Here is an 18,114-nt window from a genome sequence, read left to right on the forward strand (position 1 = left end):
TTCCCCAGTCCCTAGTTCCTTCCGTAAACACTAATTGGTTCTTTGATAAATCGGGTGTAAAGATGCTTAAAGGTAGACTTAATTACGCGAGGCATACCAAAATCAATGGGCATCAACTTGTCTGGTAGCTGCCAATCTTCTATTTTTAATAAGTCGGGATTTAAATGTGGAAACTCGATAGCAGCAAGTTCTGGACAAACTCCTAGCCTTTGAGAAGCTGCAACTGTAGGTACTTGTTCAGGAGGAACATTGAGGATTTCTACCATTGCTCGATCTAAAGCAAATATATCTGATGCGGCTGCTAAAATTCCCAGTTGGCGAGGTTCACCATTACTAGGGCCATTTCCTTCATGACCAATGATCCCATCTAATATGGTTAAGTTAGGGTTAATAGCCCTAGCAGTTTCTACTAACATTTCACCAAATCTATTCGCATCTTTTCCGGCTTCCATGTGCCACCAAGCTTTCATTTTGCCAGGGACGCAACCAAACAAGTTTTTTACGCCCAGTGTCAATGTCAACTGAGCATGAGATTTAACTTTAGGTAGATTAATTACTACGTCTGCTTCCATTGCTTCTTTAGACAGTCGCAGATGGTTAAAGTTATCACTAATTGTTTGGTAACGCTGACCTTGAAAATCGATGATGGGAAGATTGAGTTCTTCTAAAATAGGCAGATAGCCATTTGCGATTGCTACGCCCTTGGCACTGCCAAAAGCAGGACTATCACCCAAAAAGGGCTTACCGCCAACTTCAATTACCATTTGGGCAACTTCGTAAACTAGTTCGGCACGGGTGATACACTCTTTACCAGGACGTGAGCCTGTAAGTAAGTTAGGTTTGAGTAAAACGCGATCGCCTTTTTTCACAAACGCTGCCATTCCTCCAAAAGGTTCCAGCAGTGTGACTAAAGATTCTCGTAAAGCCTCTCGTTCGTAAGATGTAGCCCGAATGAGACTGACAGATGATTTTTGAGTCTGCATGGATAATAAATTACCAGTAATGAAGATATTCTTTTATCTTCCTATTTATACCAATTCTTTAAAATCTCGCGTACTAGTACAGCACACCGTAAATAAGCCACCCATTCCAAATCAACGAAACGCTTACGCTGTATTCATTTATAATTTTTAATTTATAATTTTTAATTTTTAATTCCGCCTTGCGGCACTAGCTTAACCTTTGCCGTAACCACAAAGCCAATAAAGGTAACGCTAGTTGATAACCCTGTTCAGCACTATAAATTAAACCTTTGTTCTGTAATCCAGTCAGCGATCCCTGAAGGCTACCACCTCTTGAAAGACCATGTTTTTGAATATATTCTTTACTTTGTGGTTTATCTGTAGGATCTAAAGCCAAAGATTCTAAAAGATGCACCTGATTTGCTGGCAATAACATGAGTAAAGATTCAAAAACTAAAGACAAGTCTTTGAGTAATCCTTCTATTGCCTGCTGCACTGCTGCTTCACTAATTAACCCATCAGGATAAGAAAAAGTTTGCAGGCGGCGAATTATTGCCATTGCGTCGCCAATGTGTCCTTGGACAGCATCTAAAAATAATTGTAGTGCTTGGGAGCGAGAATCAAATTTCATTCCTTGTATATGCAATATCTCCCTCGCCCACAATGCCAAAACGTCATTAGCTAAGGGGGCTAACTGTATAGTTTCTAGGGGATAGTTTGTCTCATCTGGATGATGGCTGATCTCAGCTATGGTTGCTATTAAGACGTAGCTAACATGACTTTGTACATTTATTTCTCGTCTGAATGTGGCTTCCCACAAACCATTACGATCCCAAGAGCGAATGTGCGGAAAACTCTGCAAAATCAGCACTACCCGCTTATTTAAAGCAATAGCCATAATTTGGAGCAAATTGAGCAAAATTTCAAATGCTTGCCATAACTGCTTTTGGTTCAGGGAACGCAATGACTTAAGTTTGCCTTCTGGATGAAAGACAAAAAACTCTTTGCCAAAGTTGCTTACCCAGTCTTGAATTTGTGCTGCTTCCCAGTTTTGGCTAATTGTCTCTGTTAGCAGTAGGATAAATCGCTCTCCATCTGTCGCGCGGATGCAGTCTATCTCCAAGACGATCGCACCAACTTCTTGAGCAGCCCCTCGCACTAAAGTTCGCCGCCCACTACCAGGTACGCCAGTAATCAGCAAGTCTCCATCTTGGGCTAGTACTTCGACAATTCGCTGAAATTCTAGCGATCGCCCAACCAATTGTAAAGGAGTAGACAAATCCAAATTCACCTAATTTTTGCCCTTGGTTTTAATCCCCATTTAACGGCAAGCATACTCACTTCCATGACTACTGAGCAAGCATTGAAAGTAATGATGATAATAGTAAATTTTTATTAGTGCTTATTTATATTTAGCACTAATAAAGCGTGCTAAATTTTATTTAACACTAGATTTAAGAAATAAATATGGTACAGGCAGCATCTCCCATTGCATCCCAAGAAAAGCAATCCACCGTTTGGCATACTTTGGAAATTTCGGAAACGATCGCACACTTAGATACTGATGCTGAGAATGGTTTGAGTAGTGCAGTAGCCAAACGCTTATTGTCTGAAGTGGGAGCAAACGAACTCACAGGCAAGAAAAGCAAACCTTGGTGGTTAAAATTTTTACTGCAATTTAACCAACCACTACTGATTATTTTGTTGTGTGCGGGTTTAGTAAAGGCGCTAACTGGCAGCTTGGTGAATGCTGGTGTTATTTGGGGAGTGACTACCACCAACGCCATCATTGGATTTATTCAAGAATCAAAAGCCGAAAGTGCGATCGCTGCCCTCGCCAAAGCAATTACCACAGAAGCAACTGTCATCCGTGATGGTCAAAAATTACGCATTGCTTCTGGTGAGTTAGTACCTGGCGATATTGTTTTGCTAACTTCTGGTGATAAAGTCCCAGCAGATTTACGGTTAATTAAAGTTAAAAATTTACAAATAGATGAATCTGCCCTGACTGGTGAATCTTTAGCAGTAGAAAAGAATACTCAAACTTTAAAGCCAGATATTGCTCTCGCCGAGCGCAAAAACATGGCTTATGCGGGTGGCTTCGTTACCTTTGGGCAAGGTACTGGTGTTGTAGTTGCCACAGGAAACACCACAGAAACAGGGCGAATTTCTCAGTTAATGGAGCAACATACAGATATTTCGACACCATTAACCAGGAAATTCAATAAATTTAGCCAGAATTGGCTGTATATGGTGTTAGGATTAGCAGCCCTCTGCTTCGTGGTGGGATTAAGCTTTCGAGGTTTTGAAGAAGCTTTAGAAGCAGCAGTCGCTTTAACAGTCAGTGCGATTCCTGAAGGATTACCAGCAGTAGTGACAGTTACCCTAGCCATAGGTGTTTCTCGGATGGCGCGACGCAACGCCATTATCCGCAAATTACCAGCCGTGGAAACCTTGGGAAGTGCAACTGTTGTTTGCTCTGATAAAACTGGGACTTTGACAGAAAACCAGATGACAGTACAGGCAATTTATGCAGGGGGATATCAATATACTCTCACTGGTATCGGTTACACACCGGAAGGCGAAATCCTGATAAATGACAAACCCGTGAACCTCAATAGCCATAAAGGTTTGCAAGAATGTTTAATCGCAGGCTTGTTATGTAACGATTCCCATTTAGAAAAGAAAAATGGTAGATGGGTAGTAATGGGAGATCCTACAGAAGGGGCATTAATTACATCAGCAAATAAAGCAGGTTTTAGTCAGCCTACCTTACTTAAGCAAATGCTAAAGGTGGATGCGATTCCCTTTGAATCGGACTTTCAATACATGGCGACTTTGCACGCCACACCTCAAGGTAAGACTATTTATGTCAAGGGTTCAGTTGAGGCAATTATTCAGCGTTGCACTCTGATGTTGAACACTGATGGACAACCCCGCCCGTTAGATTGTGTAGAAACATTACGGCAAAGCAGCATTGAGCGGGAAGTTAATATTATGGCACGGCAAGGCTTGCGGGTATTAGCTTTAGCGAAAAAAGTAGTACCCGATGGGCAAAATACCCTAGATCATCCAGATATTAATACCGGGTTAATTTTCATCGGCTTGCAGGGAATGATCGATCCGCCGCGTGAGAGTGCTATTAAGGCAGTACAAGCCTGCCAGGAAGCGGGAATTGAGGTCAAAATGATCACTGGCGATCATGCTATCACAGCACAGGCGATCGCTTATCGTATGGGCATCAATAAAAATGGCTCAGTTCTGGCTTTCACAGGTGCAGAACTAGCAAAAATGGATAAAACAGAACTTGCCGAAGTTGCCCAAGAAGGTGTAGTCTTTGCTCGTGTCGCCCCAGAACAAAAGCTACGTTTAGTCGAAGCTTTACAATCAAAAGGTGAAATCGTTGCCATGACAGGAGATGGTGTCAACGATGCACCAGCCTTAAAACAAGCAGATATTGGTATTGCGATGGGTGGTACTGGTACAGAAGTTGCCAAAGAAGCCGCAGATATGCTGCTTACCGATGATAATTTTGCCTCCATTGAAGCTGCTATAGAAGAAGGACGGGCGGTTTATAAAAATCTGCTCAAGGCAATTTGCTTTATTTTGCCTGTTAATGGTGGTGAATCAATGACAATTTTAATTAGCACATTGTTAGCCAGAGATTTACCAATTTTATCTTTACAAGTTCTGTGGCTAAATATGCTCAATTCTATTACTATGACAGTGCCTTTAGCCTTTGAGCCAAAGGCGCAAAATATCATGCAACAAGCACCCCGTCATCCTAATGAACCATTAATTTCAAAGAGTCGGTTACAACGAATCTTAGCAATTTCTCTATTTAATTGGATTGTCATATTTGGAGTATTTGAATATATCCGCCAAACTACAGGTAATATCGATTTAGCGAGAACAATGGCGATTAATGCTCTCATTGCCGGACGGATATTCTATTTATTGAGTATTAGTCAATTAATTCCGAATTTAATAGCCAAGATGGACGGCACAATTAAAGAGAACGTTGATATTCCTGCTATTGGCTTTGGAATTTTAGGGGCAATTATTTTGCAAATTATTTTTGCTCATGTGCCATTAATTAATGAAGTTTTTGAAACAGCACCATTAAGCTTGCAACAGTGGTTGTTTTGTTTAGCAGTTGGTTCACCAATGATTTTGTGGGCTACAGTAGTAAATCGTTTTGATCCGCCAAATTAAATTACTCAGGTATTTTTCAAGACAAACACCATCCTAGATTTTCGGTGCGTTATACGAATTCTTTAAGACGCATAGAAAATAACCCACCGTCTGCGGCACTTACCCTTGGTAAGGGGAGGTGTACACACAAGTTATCGAATCATTACCAGTCCTCGAATTACCCCACCCTAACCCTCCCCTTGGAAAGGGGAGGGAACTAGATATCTTTTTCCACCCTTTCCAAGGGGGGATTAAGGGGGGCAATTCGACTTGTGTGTACATCGTGGCTATTCCACCTTGAGCGGTAAGATACCACTCATTTGTTCTAGATTTAACACTGTGGCCAATTCTGCCTCATTCATCAATCCGCGTTCTAAGACAATCTGCCGTAAAGATTTACCAGTTTCTAAAGATTCTTTGGCGACAGCTGCGGCATTTAAATAACCGATGTGGGTATTTAGTGCGGTTACTAAAGCTAAACTGCCTTCGGCATAAGCTAAACAACGTTCTTGGTTGGCAGTAATTCCCTCAATACAGCGTTCAGTGAGTGCAGCGATGGTATTGCCGAGAATTTCGATGCTGTGAATTAGGTTATAAGCAATTAGCGGCATCATCACATTTAATTCTAATTGTCCTGCTTGTGCAGCTAATGCGATCGCACTGTCGTAACCCATCACCTGAAAACACACCATTGATGTCATCTCTGCCATGACTGGGTTATATTTACCTGGCATAATCGAGGAACCAGGTTGCACTGGAGGCAGTTGAATTTCTTTTAAGCCAGTTTTTGGCCCCGAATCCATCAGCCGCAAATCATGAGATATTTTGACTAAATCCTGCGCTAAGTTGCGTAAAGCACCGGAAACATTTACAAATGGGGCCATACTCTGCATGGCTGCCATCAGATGGGGGGCAGGTTCTAAAGGAGTATCAATCAATTCTGAAAGAACTTCTACCACACGGGCGCGATACAAAGGATGAGTATTTAACCCCGTTCCGGCTGCACTACCTCCCAAACCCAGCACCATCAAATCACCAGAGGCGGTGTAAATACGGTTTTGGTGTTCTGTAAGAATGTGCGCCCAAGCCCGAAAATTTTCGCCCAAACGCACGGGTACTGCGTCTTGTAAGTGGGTTCTGCCAGATTTGACAATATCTTGAAATTCTACAGCTTTGTTTTCTAAGGATGCGATCGCACTATCTATTGCTGGGTGTAATGTCTTGGATAATGCCAATAATCCACCAATGCGTATTGCGGTCGGAATCACATCATTGGTAGACTGCCCATAATTAACGTGATCGTTAGGACTAACACGTTGATAATTGCCCTTTTCTTCACCCAGAATTTCTAAGGCGCGATTTGCCAAAACTTCGTTGATATTCATGTGGTGAGATGTTCCAGCACCCGCCTGATAAACATCCACGACAAATTGATCCCGGAACTTCCCAGCTAGGATTTCATCAGTTGCTTGGATAATCGCCTGACTAATATCTTGGGGAATGCAATTCAGTTCTCCATTCACAATTGCTGTAGCTTTTTTAATGATTAATCCAGCATCTACGTAAGTAGCTAAAGGCTTAATGCCGCTAATAGGAAAGTTTTCGATTGCCCGTAGCGTTTGAATGCCGTAATAAACGCTACTAGCAATTTGGCGATCGCCCATCGAATCGCGTTCGATGCGGAATTGAGAGTCTGTGTGTTCAGTCATAGTATTGTTTTAAGAGAGCTACAGAAAACAGATTTTCCCATGCAGGCACACTCAGATACACTAATCTGCATAGATTTTGCATATTTGCTTGACTGCTTGTTGCTTTACAGTTGTTAATTTTGAAGTTGATTTTTTGAATTCCCTATGACCATACCCAACTGGATTACCTTCTCTCGCCTATTGGGGATACCATTTCTGCTTTATGGTTTATATAATCCCACACCTCAAGCTCAGTGGATATGTTTGGCGATTTTTCTCGTTGCTGCATTGACAGATTGGTTAGACGGCTATTTAGCGCGGAAACTCAACCAAATTAGTGAATTGGGCAAATTTCTCGATCCCTTAGTGGATAAACTTCTGGTACTTGCGCCGTTGCTGGTTTTTATTGAATTAGGAAAAGTGCCAGCTTGGGGAGTGTTTTTGATTTTAGCGCGAGAATTAGCGATCGCTGGTTGGCGGGTAAATCAAACGACGATTACCGGAGCGAATATTTGGGGTAAACTCAAAACTGTTAGTCAAATAGTTGCGATCGCACTTTTGATTGCGCCTTTGGGTGAGGTGTGGCAAACTCCCTCTTTGCTTGCTTTTTGGCTTTCTGTCGCCCTGACTTTAATATCTGGGGGTATTTATCTTATACCGCAAAATCCAACTAAAGAAAATTCACAGTTAGATACAAAGTGAACCTAAAATAAAACCACTGTGGCGATCGCTTTCAAAAATGATTCAATAAAATTTGATCGGAGTTCTGAGGTATAGTCTTTATTCTTAACCCCTTGTACGCGATTCATCGCGTCTCCCCTCACCCCTAACTTTTTTCATGCCATCCAAAATCTTACCACCGCCCCTAAAACCTGGAGACTTACTACGAGTAATTGCCCCTAGTGGTGCTTTGCGAGAATTTGAGGCATTTGAACGGGGTTTAGAAATTTGGCGATCGCGTGGTTATCGGGTAGAAGTCAGTCCTCAGATAGATGACAAATGGGGTTATCTGGCAGGGACAGACGAAACCCGCCGTCAGCAATTAGCAGCAGCATGGCAAGATCCTGATTGTCGGGGTATTCTCTGTTCTAGAGGCGGTTTTGGCAGCACCCGCATTTTAGAAGATTGGAGTTGGCAACAAAATTCAGCACTTCCCAAGTGGCTTATAGGCTTTTCTGATATCACAGCTTTATTATGGAGCCTTTATATAGCAGGAATTTCCGGCGTTCATGCTCCTGTGCTGACAACTTTGGCAGATGAGCCAGATTGGTCAGTTGAGCGACTATTCGATTCAATAGAAGGTCGTCCTCTCTCACCTCTCAAAGGTTGCGGATGGGGTGGCGGCGTGGTGACTGGTACTTTGTTACCAGGTAATCTCACCGTTGCCACTAATCTTTTAGCTACACCAATCCTGCCACATCTGGATGGTGTAATTCTGGCTTTGGAAGATGTCACAGAAGCACCTTATCGCATCGATAGAATGCTGACACAATGGCGTTTGAGTGGTGCTTTGTCTCAAGTCTGCGGTATTGCTTTAGGCGGTTTTACTCGCTGTGAAGCGCCGCCAACTGTGTCTAGCTTTAGTGTAGAAGAAGTATTGCGCGATCGCTTAGGTGATTTAGGTATTCCGATTGTCTCTGACTTACCTTTTGGTCACGATAGTCCCAATGCAGCTTTACCAGTGGGTGTAGAGGTAACTTTAGATGCGGATGCGGGAATATTAGCGATGCCTACGGCGGTAAGCTACGCGCCATAAGTGACGCTAATATTATCCTTTAAGTTCTCATCCAGATTAATTTACTTCTCTATTACAACTAAATAATCTCGATCCAAATAAAAGTTTTTTCCATTTGGACTGGACTCTTTAATCACTTTAAATTGCGCCTTTTCTATTAACCACTTAATTGCTTCTGGTGAAGTGGGCTGATACAATACCTCATCATTATCGTATGCAGCAAACCTTGCCCAACCATTTGGTGTAGTTATATTAGTGGTATGAATAAAAGCTTTTCCACCTGACTTGAGAGTTGCATAAATACCATTTAAGTATTTCCAAATTGTTTGTAAATCTAAATGTACAAATACATCGAATGAATATACAAAATCAAATTTTTCGCTAAACTCAGGTTCAAATTGAGAATTTTTTATTAAACGAAACTCTATTTGAGGATATTCCATAAGCGCTGCTTCAGCATTATCTAGCATTTCTTGTGCTATGTCGAAACAGTATAATTTTTTGACGTTTTTAACTACTTTTGCGGCAATCCTACCACCACCAACACCTATTTCTGCAACTGTACTGTCTTGAGAAATAAACGGTGTAATATACTCACTCACAATATTGACTGCATCTTCTACTGTCGCCCATTCATCACCTAAATAATTGACGTAATTATCTCTTTCATCATCTGTAATTTTTTGATTACCTAGAATAACTTGAGATTTATCCCATGTTTTGGCATAATTGTTCCAGAATTCTTTATTAATTTCAACGTTGGATGGCTGCATTGGTAAATCCTGTTAGTTGTAGCGGTAATATCTAAAGTCATAGGGCTAACCTCACGCATGAGTGAGGTTTGTTCTTGATTTTAGCAAGCACAGACGTAAAAAAAGAGCTAAAAAAATTACGTATTCTAGCTTATGGCAACCCCTGAAAGCGATCGCTCGCTAAAACATTAATCTCAAAGTACACGCAATAAGCTGGGAATGCTTTCAATTGCTGACAAATCACGGATTTCTGCCAAAGCTTGCCTAAAATTGCCTTCCCGTACATCATGGGTAACAACCACAATCTCTGCTAGTTCCCCTTGAAAGCCAGTTTGGACAATTGACTCTAAGCTAACGCCATAGTTACCAAAGCAAGTCCCCAATTTCCCGATAACTCCCGGTTGGTCATTGGTAAGGAAACGGGCATAAAACCGAGTTATCAGTTCTGCCATCGGCGCAATTTGGCAGTATTCTTGATGTCCACAAGCGATTAATGGATTTGCAACTGCTGTATTGGTTTTGAGGACAGCAACTAAATTTAAGATATCTGATGTAACAGCACTGGCGGTTGCACCAGCACCAGCACCGGGGCCGAAAAACATTACTTGCCCGATGGGTTCTCCTTCGACGAGAATGGCGTTGTAAACGCCGTTGATGCTAGCCAAAGGGTGAGATTGAGGCACTAAAGTCGGATGAACTCTGACGGAAAGTGGTGATGAGGGAGTATGACGTTTAGCGATCGCTAACAATTTAATCACAAATCCCAATTTTTCGGCGTAGGCAATATCTGTTTTGCTCACTTGCCGAATGCCTTCGGTATAAACATCTTGTAGGTTAATGCGTCCACCAAAGCTTAATGATGCCAAGATGGCAATTTTATCTGCTGCGTCTAAGCCATCGACATCAGCTGTGGGGTCAGCCTCAGCATAACCCAAACGTTGGGCATCAGCTAACACATCGCTGAAGTTGCTACCTTCTGTTTGCATCCGCGTCAGGATGTAGTTAGTTGTACCGTTCACAATGCCTGTGACAGTGTGAATGCGGTTAACACTTAAAGACTGCTTTAGGGGTTGAATCACCGGAATCCCGCCACCCACAGCAGCTTCTAACATGACGTATACGCCAGCTTGATTGGCAGTTGTGAAAATTTCTGCCCCAAAGCGGGCGATCGCTGCTTTGTTGGCGGTGACTACGTGCTTACCATTACTCAAAGCTTTGAGAATTAGCGATCGCGCCGGCTCTAGCCCGCCCATCACCTCAACAACTATATCTACCGCCGGATCGTTGACAATGGATTCTAAATCTGTAGTTAAGACTTCTGTAGATAATTCTACTGCACGGGGTTTATCGAGCGATCGTACTCCCACCCGATAGATTTCTATCTCTTGTAACAACGGGTGCCGTCCAGCCTTATCTTGCAACAACTGCACTGTCCCCGTTCCCACAGTGCCTAATCCGAGTATTCCTAGTTTCACACCCACAATTTTTGCACCCAATTTATTCTTTAAGTGCTGAGTGCTGAGTGCTGAGTGCTGAGTAGTTATTAGTATTTAGTACTTGACCACGCAGAACTGAGAACTCTTTCCTCAGCTATTTACAATATTCATAACAAAACAATTGTAGGTAGAGCGTTTGCCCTACCTACTGATTATCCTGCTTCCTTTGTCATTTGTCCTTTGTCCTTCGTCCTTTGTCTAAAACTAATGACTAATGACCAATGACTAATGACTAAATTAGTAAGTTTCTACGTGCCAGCGACCGGCTTTCTTGAGTTGCTTCTGGTAATCACTCCAGGTTACGCCTTCCTTAGCAGCAGCAGCAGTTAAGGCTGCATCAATACCTTCTTCCATACCCCGCAAACCGCAGATGTAGGTGTGAGTTTTTTCATTTTTAATCAACTGCCACAATTCATCAGCATGTTCTGCTACGCGATCTTGAATATACATTCTACCGCCTTGGGGATTTTTCTGTTCGCGGCTAATGGCAGCAGTTAGGCGGAAGTTATCAGGATATTTTTGTTGAATTTCTTCCAGTTCTTCCTTATATAAAAGGTTTGGAGTTGTTGGTACGCCAAATATCAGCCAAGAGAATCCTTTAAATTGGTATTCTGGGTTAGCGGCTCTTTCCGCATCTTTAAATTGCCGCCACAGATAAGCCCGCATGGGAGCAATACCTGTTCCGGTTGCCATCATGATCACATTGGCTTCGGGATCTTGGGGTAACAACATTTCCTTACCCACAGGCCCGGTAATTTTTACCTCTTCCCCTGGCTTGAGGAAACACAGGTGCGTAGAGCAAACCCCGTAGACTGTTTCGCTAGTTTCTGGGTGCTTATACTCCAACTGGCGGACGCACAGTGATACTGTCTTATCATCCACATCATCGCCATGACGAGTTGAGGCGATGGAATACAGTCTCAGTTTTTCCGGCTTGCCGTTCTTGTCTACTCCTGGTGGAATAATCCCAATACTTTGACCTTCTATATACTTCAAATCCCCACCAGATAGGTCAAATTTAAGGTGTTGAACAATACCAATACCACCTTCTTTGACTAGCGGTTCATTAGATATTACCTTGCCAATAAACGGAGCATTGGGACGGTAAGTGTTAACAGGAACGTCACCGTGGTCTTTTTTGGCTTTCGCTTGAGTCATGGTGTTGCCTTTCTTGTCCTTGTTCTGTTCTTCAGCACTATGAGCATTTACAGGTGTGGCTTTACCATTCCCTTCACTGTTAGCAGTTTCCCCAGATTTCGCTAATTCGCTGACAACGCTTGTAGCATTCCCAAATGAGGCTTTACCATTAACTGGCTCTAGAGCAGTTATAGGCTGGATGCTAACAATTGTGCCGCCTAGACGAGTGATACGTCGCATTTCTTGATTCATGCGGTTGTAAGGCACTCTGATGAACACACTGCCACTTTTCCGAATTGGGTAGTTAGTTTGATCAGTTTCTTCGCTCTGACGCAAACCCACTACTTCATAAACGAAGATGCGGCTACCTAATTCTGTGTTGGCAGCACCCTCAACAGCACCTTGATTGTACATTCTTTCTACCACTCCGATAATTTACTTAACCGTTTTTCAAAAAAAACTATTCCTATCCCATGCCAGCTTTAGTTTACCGGATTTTCGTTTCACAAAACTGGCTCTCAAGGAAAAACGGCATCATTAAATTAATGCCTTGCTAAGTACACTCACCAAAGACATGCAGGCATAGCAAAAAACACACCTGTTCACCTTTTAAGGTAAATGATAAGTCTTGTGGAGAATGTTAATAATGAGTCAATTTAATCTTTTTTTTGTTAACTACCACCCACATTAGCGAGATAGTTTTTTACTTGACTACCCAACGAGCAACTCACAATAGCAGATATTGATAGGAGAACTAGTTTGATTGCTGGAAGCTACCACTCAGTTGACCTCCAAAATTTGCCGTTGTGTTTACTTACTTCGAGGACTTAAATCGGGGAATACCAATACCGGAAAGTTTTCTTTTCATTGGTTTTTCTTCACCAAATCTACTGCTCTCTCAAAATGTTGTTAGCTATATTTTATGACCTATCTAAAGATAGTTACATCAATATTACAACTTCAGCTACAAACATAGCAATAGAGAGAAGCGTGATTTAACCAACTATAATCAGTTTTACTTGATGTGAAAAATCTGTCAACCTCTATTCAGTACTTTGCCATAACCCAAACGCTTGTATTTGACCATATACATAAATTTACAGCCAATAATTTGACTAATGCAAGTTCTTGGCTCATTCGTTAGGTAGATTTTTGCTTTGAATATCTTAAGTATTGTCGAGTAGGAATTACAATTTAAGAACATTAGGCAATTCGCGGCAATATTCGCGGCAATAATAAATTATACCTTATAGTCTTAATTATATAGAGTCATAAGTAGCAGTCTAATAAAGTTGCAATGCTGATGGGCGGTACTGATCCCCATTTTTAAATTAACAACTAAATCACCTAAAAATGATTCATGAACCACGCTAATTCTTCTTGACAGTAATCTTGTATGGGATACCCCCTTCTGTTAAAATCAAATATACCACTAGGATTAAATACTTACCGGCACCAACATTCAGGCTAGTCCGACGAGTAGCAACTTAATTACTTTGTTGCCTACCCGCTTGGTGTCTTATAGATGTGCTAGGTAGCAAGAACGCAGGATAAACCAAAGGGGTAAACTCCTGGCTTCAGAATCTGCTGTGTGAAAAAATATTGACACAATTTTAGTATTTTAGAGGGGATTTATGACAAGTAAGCCGGAACGCGTGGTACTGATTGGAGTAGCCGGAGACTCTGGGTGCGGGAAATCTACGTTTTTGCGTCGTTTGATAGATTTGTTTGGTGAAGATTTGATGACAGTCATCTGTTTAGATGATTATCACTCCTTGGATCGCAAACAGCGTAAAGAAACTGGGATAACGGCACTAGACCCCAGAGCAAACAATTTTGACCTAATGTATGAGCAAATTAAAGCGCTCAAAAGTGGTCAAGCGATTGATAAGCCGATTTACAACCACGAAACTGGCTTAATCGACCCGCCAGAGCGGGTAGAGCCGAATCACATTATAGTTGTTGAAGGACTGCATCCTTTATATGATGAGCGGGTGCGATCGCTAATCGACTTCAGTGTTTATTTTGATATTAGCGATGAAGTCAAAATCGCCTGGAAAATCCAGCGAGATATGGCTGAACGCGGTCATCGCTACGAAGATGTCTTAGCGCAAATCAATTCCCGCAAACCTGACTTTGAAAAGTTTATCGAACCACAAAGAGAATTTGCTGATGTAGTTCTCCAAGTATTACCCACCAACTTGATCAAAAACGACACAGAGCGCCGAGTCCTACGAGTACGTATGCTCCAACGGGAAGGTAAGGAAGGCTTTGATCCAACCTACCTATTTGATGAAGGCTCAACAATTAATTGGACTCCCTGTGGACGCAAGCTGACCTGTTCTTATCCTGGTATGCAACTATACTACGGTTCAGATGTTTACTACGGTCGCTATGTCTCAGTACTAGAGGTAGATGGTCAATTTGACAACTTGGAAGAAGTAATTTATATCGAAACCCATCTCAGCAATACATCCACCAAATATCAGGGTGAATTGACTCATTTGTTACTCCAGCACCGTGAGTATCCAGGTTCCAATAATGGTACTGGTTTCTTCCAAGTACTTACAGGTTTAAAAATGCGTGCTGCCTATGAGCGTTTGACAGCTACGGAAGCAAAGCTAGCGATTCAGGTTTAAAAACAGCAGTACTTGTGTCAAAGTTTGTGGGGGCGCTTCTGAGTGTCCCCTTTTTTTGTGTTATTAAATACATTTTGTCTACGAAATAATTACCATAAATTTATTTTTTTTACAGATACTAACCTTATAGTGAGTGGTTTTTATCAATATCAACAAGATACTAACTACTGAAGTATAAATATTGTTATGATTTCATAAATTAATGTGAGTTCGACGGCTCCTAGGAAACTAAATTGTTTCTCTCAAGGCATAACGAATGCCGTTCGTTGGAAGCACACGTTAAATTTAGGTAGTTGAACTGAATACCATATTTAGTCAGCAAAAAAACTCAAGTCAGGAGGAATTTGCTTTGTCTCGTCGATATCTATTTACCTCCGAGTCAGTAACCGAAGGTCATCCAGATAAAATCTGCGATCAGATTTCTGATACCATTCTGGATGCCCTACTGACACAAGACCCTAGCAGCCGTGTCGCTGCTGAAGTAGTAGTTAACACTGGTTTGGTGCTAATCACTGGTGAAATAACCACCAAAGCCAATGTGAATTTCGTCAATCTCGCCCGCAAAAAAATTGCCGAAATTGGCTATACCAATGCTGATAATGGCTTTTCTGCTAACAGCACCAGCGTTCTGCTGGCTTTAGACGAACAATCACCCGATATTGCCCAAGGTGTTAACACCGCCCAAGAAACTCGCCAACAAGATAGTGATGAGCTATTCGACAAAATTGGTGCAGGCGATCAAGGTATAATGTTCGGTTTTGCTAGCAACGAAACACCAGAACTGATGCCCTTACCCATCAGTCTCGCCCACCGCATTGCTCGCCGATTGGCAGCAGTTCGTAAAACAGGCGAATTGTCATACCTGCGTCCTGACGGTAAAACCCAAGTAACTGTGGTCTACGAAGATGGGCGGCCAGTAGGTATTGATACTATTCTAATTTCCACCCAGCATACAGCTACTATTGGGGAAATTACGGATGAGGCGGCTGTACAAGCCAAGATTAAACAAGACCTCTGGTCGGCAGTAGTCGAACCTGTTTTTGGCGATATTGACATTAAGCCTAACGATCTGACGCGTTTTTTAGTTAACCCCACTGGCAAATTTGTCGTTGGTGGCCCTCAAGGAGACTCTGGTCTGACAGGACGGAAAATAATTGTTGACACCTACGGTGGTTATTCACGACATGGTGGCGGCGCTTTTTCTGGCAAAGACCCCACGAAGGTAGACCGTTCTGCGGCTTATGCGGCTCGCTATGTGGCGAAAAATATTGTCGCTGCTGGGTTAGCAGAAAAAGTTGAAATCCAGCTATCTTATGCTATTGGTGTAGCGCGACCAACAAGCATTTTGGTAGATACCTTTGGCACTGGCAAAGTTGATGAAGAAACCTTACTGGAATTAATCAACAAACACTTTGAACTGCGTCCAGCAGGGATTATCCATACCTTTAACTTACGCAACTTACCAAGTGAACGAGGCGGACGTTTTTATCAGGACGTCGCGGCTTACGGTCATTTTGGGCGGGCTGATTTAGACTTGCCTTGGGAACAGACCGATAAAGCCGAATTGTTGAAGCAAGCAGCAAACGAATCTCTTTCGGCAGTAGTTGCTAAAGCGCTAACTTAGACTCATACGCGACTACAAAAACTTAGTTTATATATCTGAGGGTATAGGCAACTTCAAAAATTGCCTATACCCTTATTTCTCTTTCAATTGTCGCACGAAAGGCGGGAGTATCCCAACCGTTTTATTTTCAAAGCAGGTTTATTGTGTTGCGTTCAGACAAAAATGAGAGAATGAACAAACGAACCACATTCGCGCAGCGTCTCGTTAGAGAAGAACGCAAAGGTAAGAGGTTTGTAAAGGGCTTTTGCGTCACTCAAGTGGTTTTTGGAAAAATTAGATGCTCTCCGAAATCTGAAATTAATCATGTTAAGGTTTTAAGCCAGCACCTTGGATGCTAACTGGTTTTTGGTCATCTCCTTAGTGTCTAGATGCCCGACTCCCCTCAGCGACCGATTTCGACATCTTCAAGGATGCCGAGTGCATCAGGGACAAGGACAGCTGCGGAGTAGTAGTTTGTAACGAGGTAGGAGATAATGGCCTTTTCGCTGATGCCCATGAATCGGACAGACAAACTGGGTTGGTATTCATCCGGGATACCAGTTTGATGTAAGCCAATCACACCCTGATCTTTCTCACCAGTGCGGAGTATGAGGATAGAACTGGTCTGGTTCTTGGTAATCGGAATCTTGTTACAGGGAAAAATCGGTACATTGCGCCACGTGATTATTTTGCTCCCATCCGTGTCGATGGTGTCTGGATAGATGCCTCGACGGTTGCACTGGCGACCGAAGGCTGCAATAGTGCGGGGATGAGCCAGGAAGAACCTCGACTTCCGCCGACGGGTGACTAATTCATCAAGGTCATCGGGAGTGGGGGGGCCAGTGCGGGTGTAGATGCGCTGTTTGAGGTCGGCGTTGTGCAACAATCCAAATTCGCGGTTGTTGATCAACTCGTATTCTTGACGTTCCCGCAATGCCTCAATCGTCAGGCGCAATTGTTCTTCCGTCTGGTTGTACGGTTGATTGTACAGATCCGCAACACGAGTATTCACTCGCAACATAGTCTGAGCAATGCTTAACTGATATTCGCGGGGTGAGAGTTCGTAGTCAACAAATGTTCCCGGTAATGTCGTCTCAATGCTATGACTGGTTGATAACGTGATCGCAGCTTCCCCATACTTGTTTTGTGGAAGTTCTGCGCGAGTCCTAAATTGTTCAACCTGAGCCTGCAACGCTTGCGACTGGTTGAGCAGTTGCCGAAATGCCTGTTGTGGTAGCACTAATACGGTGCATCGGGTCACAGCTTGGACTGTGAACTTCCAATTGCTTTCTGAATCCACCAACACGCGATCGCCAAAATAATCACCGTCAGCTAGCATATCCAATAGAGGCTGCTCGTCATACTTGCCAATACCAATCTTGTTTGCTTTGCCATGTGCGATCAAGAAAAGCTGATTGGCTGGCTGACCTGACTGGACAATGATATCACCAGGTGCGAACTCCTGCTGAACAAACCGACTTGCCAACGCCCTCAGCACCTCGGTGTCGTCAAATCCTCGCAGCAAGGGCAACTCACCAAGTTCTTGGGGAATCACCTGCACCTCGGCTCCGGTGTTAGAGAAACTCAACCGTCCATCACCCACCGTATAGGTCAACCGACGGTTCAGCCGATAAGTGCCACCCTTCGTCTGCACCCACGGCAACATCTTCAATAACCACCGTGACGTAATTTCCTGCGTCTGCGGTGCAGATTTGGTGGTCGTGGACAAAGTACGCGCAGCATCTTTACTCAAACTCAGTTGAGGTTGTCCACTCTCAACATTTAAATTTGATTCGATAAAATCCGTCATCACCCCATCCTCTAGTTACTAATAAAAGTGCATCAAGAGTGCCGAGGGACTTCCAAATAAAAAAATATACAACTTTTCTTGTGGGGTGGGCGACACGA

General features: G+C 42.8%; 12 protein-coding genes. 5 read left to right on the plus strand and 7 right to left on the minus strand.

The annotated features are described in order from the left end of the window. Nucleotides 1-11: 11 nt before the first annotated feature. Together ACFFRD_RS21955 and ACFFRD_RS21960 are read right to left on the minus strand one after the other, a co-directional pair. Nucleotides 12-983: a DUF362 domain-containing protein gene (locus ACFFRD_RS21955; protein WP_392477430.1), complete on the minus strand. Its 972-nt coding sequence runs from the start codon at nucleotides 981-983 to the stop codon at nucleotides 12-14. 187 nt (nucleotides 984-1,170) lie between these two features. Then, nucleotides 1,171-2,253 carry an ATP-binding protein gene (locus tag ACFFRD_RS21960; protein WP_392477432.1) on the minus strand — a complete coding sequence of 361 codons (1,083 nt, stop codon included), beginning with the start codon at nucleotides 2,251-2,253 and terminating at the stop codon, nucleotides 1,171-1,173. A 176-nt stretch (nucleotides 2,254-2,429) separates the two neighbouring features. Between ACFFRD_RS21960 and ACFFRD_RS21965 the strand changes: the two genes are divergently transcribed. Next, nucleotides 2,430-5,177, plus strand: a complete 2,748-nt coding sequence (locus tag ACFFRD_RS21965; protein WP_392477433.1) for a cation-translocating P-type ATPase — start codon at nucleotides 2,430-2,432, stop codon at nucleotides 5,175-5,177. Between the two features lie 266 nt (nucleotides 5,178-5,443). Here the strand turns inward: ACFFRD_RS21965 and ACFFRD_RS21970 are convergent, their stop codons facing one another. Continuing rightward, nucleotides 5,444-6,865, minus strand: a complete 1,422-nt coding sequence (locus ACFFRD_RS21970) for an aspartate ammonia-lyase (protein ID WP_392477435.1) — start codon at nucleotides 6,863-6,865, stop codon at nucleotides 5,444-5,446. 144 nt (nucleotides 6,866-7,009) lie between these two features. On the opposite strand from ACFFRD_RS21970, the gene pgsA reads away from it, so the two are divergent. Next, the gene (gene pgsA, locus ACFFRD_RS21975) at nucleotides 7,010-7,546 is read left to right on the plus strand and encodes a CDP-diacylglycerol--glycerol-3-phosphate 3-phosphatidyltransferase (RefSeq protein ID WP_392477436.1); all 537 of its coding nucleotides are present in this window, start codon (nucleotides 7,010-7,012) and stop codon (nucleotides 7,544-7,546) included. Nucleotides 7,547-7,682: 136 nt separating this feature from the next. After that, nucleotides 7,683-8,600 carry an LD-carboxypeptidase gene (locus tag ACFFRD_RS21980; RefSeq protein WP_392477438.1) on the plus strand — a complete coding sequence of 306 codons (918 nt, stop codon included), beginning with the start codon at nucleotides 7,683-7,685 and terminating at the stop codon, nucleotides 8,598-8,600. Nucleotides 8,601-8,641: 41 nt separating this feature from the next. On the opposite strand, the gene ACFFRD_RS21985 is transcribed toward ACFFRD_RS21980, so the two are convergent. From ACFFRD_RS21985 to petH, 3 genes are all read right to left on the minus strand, one after another. Continuing rightward, nucleotides 8,642-9,352, minus strand: coding sequence for a class I SAM-dependent methyltransferase (locus ACFFRD_RS21985; RefSeq protein ID WP_392477439.1), 711 nt, complete (start codon nucleotides 9,350-9,352; stop codon nucleotides 8,642-8,644). Nucleotides 9,353-9,525: 173 nt separating this feature from the next. Beyond that, nucleotides 9,526-10,812 (minus strand): homoserine dehydrogenase, encoded by a 1,287-nt coding sequence (locus ACFFRD_RS21990; RefSeq protein ID WP_392477441.1) that lies wholly within the window; start codon nucleotides 10,810-10,812, stop codon nucleotides 9,526-9,528. 252 nt (nucleotides 10,813-11,064) lie between these two features. Beyond that, a complete protein-coding gene (gene petH / locus ACFFRD_RS21995; RefSeq protein ID WP_114084042.1) occupies nucleotides 11,065-12,378 on the minus strand; it encodes a ferredoxin--NADP reductase in 1,314 nt (437 codons plus the stop codon). A gap of 1,220 nt (nucleotides 12,379-13,598) precedes the next feature. Here petH and ACFFRD_RS22000 point away from each other — a divergent pair. After that, nucleotides 13,599-14,603, plus strand: a complete 1,005-nt coding sequence (locus tag ACFFRD_RS22000; RefSeq protein ID WP_289796420.1) for a phosphoribulokinase — start codon at nucleotides 13,599-13,601, stop codon at nucleotides 14,601-14,603. 349 nt (nucleotides 14,604-14,952) lie between these two features. Next, nucleotides 14,953-16,227 carry a methionine adenosyltransferase gene (gene metK, locus ACFFRD_RS22005; protein ID WP_392477444.1) on the plus strand — a complete coding sequence of 425 codons (1,275 nt, stop codon included), beginning with the start codon at nucleotides 14,953-14,955 and terminating at the stop codon, nucleotides 16,225-16,227. 382 nt (nucleotides 16,228-16,609) lie between these two features. Here the strand turns inward: metK and ACFFRD_RS22010 are convergent, their stop codons facing one another. Next, on the minus strand, nucleotides 16,610-18,016 hold the full coding sequence (locus ACFFRD_RS22010) for a family 2B encapsulin nanocompartment shell protein (RefSeq protein WP_392477445.1): 1,407 nt from the start codon (nucleotides 18,014-18,016) through the stop codon (nucleotides 16,610-16,612). Nucleotides 18,017-18,114: the final 98 nt, after the last annotated feature.

This window comes from Nostoc sp. C110 (genome assembly GCF_043099725.1).
Lineage (GTDB): Bacteria > Cyanobacteriota > Cyanobacteriia > Cyanobacteriales > Nostocaceae > Nostoc > Nostoc muscorum_A.

Bases quoted from the DNA above. Each gene is read 5' to 3' on its own strand.
- ACFFRD_RS21965 (WP_392477433.1), top strand. From the start codon at position 2,430: ATGGTACAGGCAGCATCTCCCATTGCATCCCAAGAAAAGCAATCCACC.
- pgsA (WP_392477436.1), top strand. From the start codon at position 7,010: ATGACCATACCCAACTGGATTACCTTCTCTCGCCTATTGGGGATACCA.
- ACFFRD_RS21955 (WP_392477430.1), bottom strand. From the start codon at position 983: ATGCAGACTCAAAAATCATCTGTCAGTCTCATTCGGGCTACATCTTAC.
- ACFFRD_RS21980 (WP_392477438.1), top strand. From the start codon at position 7,683: ATGCCATCCAAAATCTTACCACCGCCCCTAAAACCTGGAGACTTACTA.
- ACFFRD_RS21985 (WP_392477439.1), bottom strand. From the start codon at position 9,352: ATGCAGCCATCCAACGTTGAAATTAATAAAGAATTCTGGAACAATTAT.
- ACFFRD_RS21970 (WP_392477435.1), bottom strand. From the start codon at position 6,865: ATGACTGAACACACAGACTCTCAATTCCGCATCGAACGCGATTCGATG.
- ACFFRD_RS22010 (WP_392477445.1), bottom strand. From the start codon at position 18,016: ATGACGGATTTTATCGAATCAAATTTAAATGTTGAGAGTGGACAACCT.
- ACFFRD_RS22000 (WP_289796420.1), top strand. From the start codon at position 13,599: ATGACAAGTAAGCCGGAACGCGTGGTACTGATTGGAGTAGCCGGAGAC.
- petH (WP_114084042.1), bottom strand. From the start codon at position 12,378: ATGTACAATCAAGGTGCTGTTGAGGGTGCTGCCAACACAGAATTAGGT.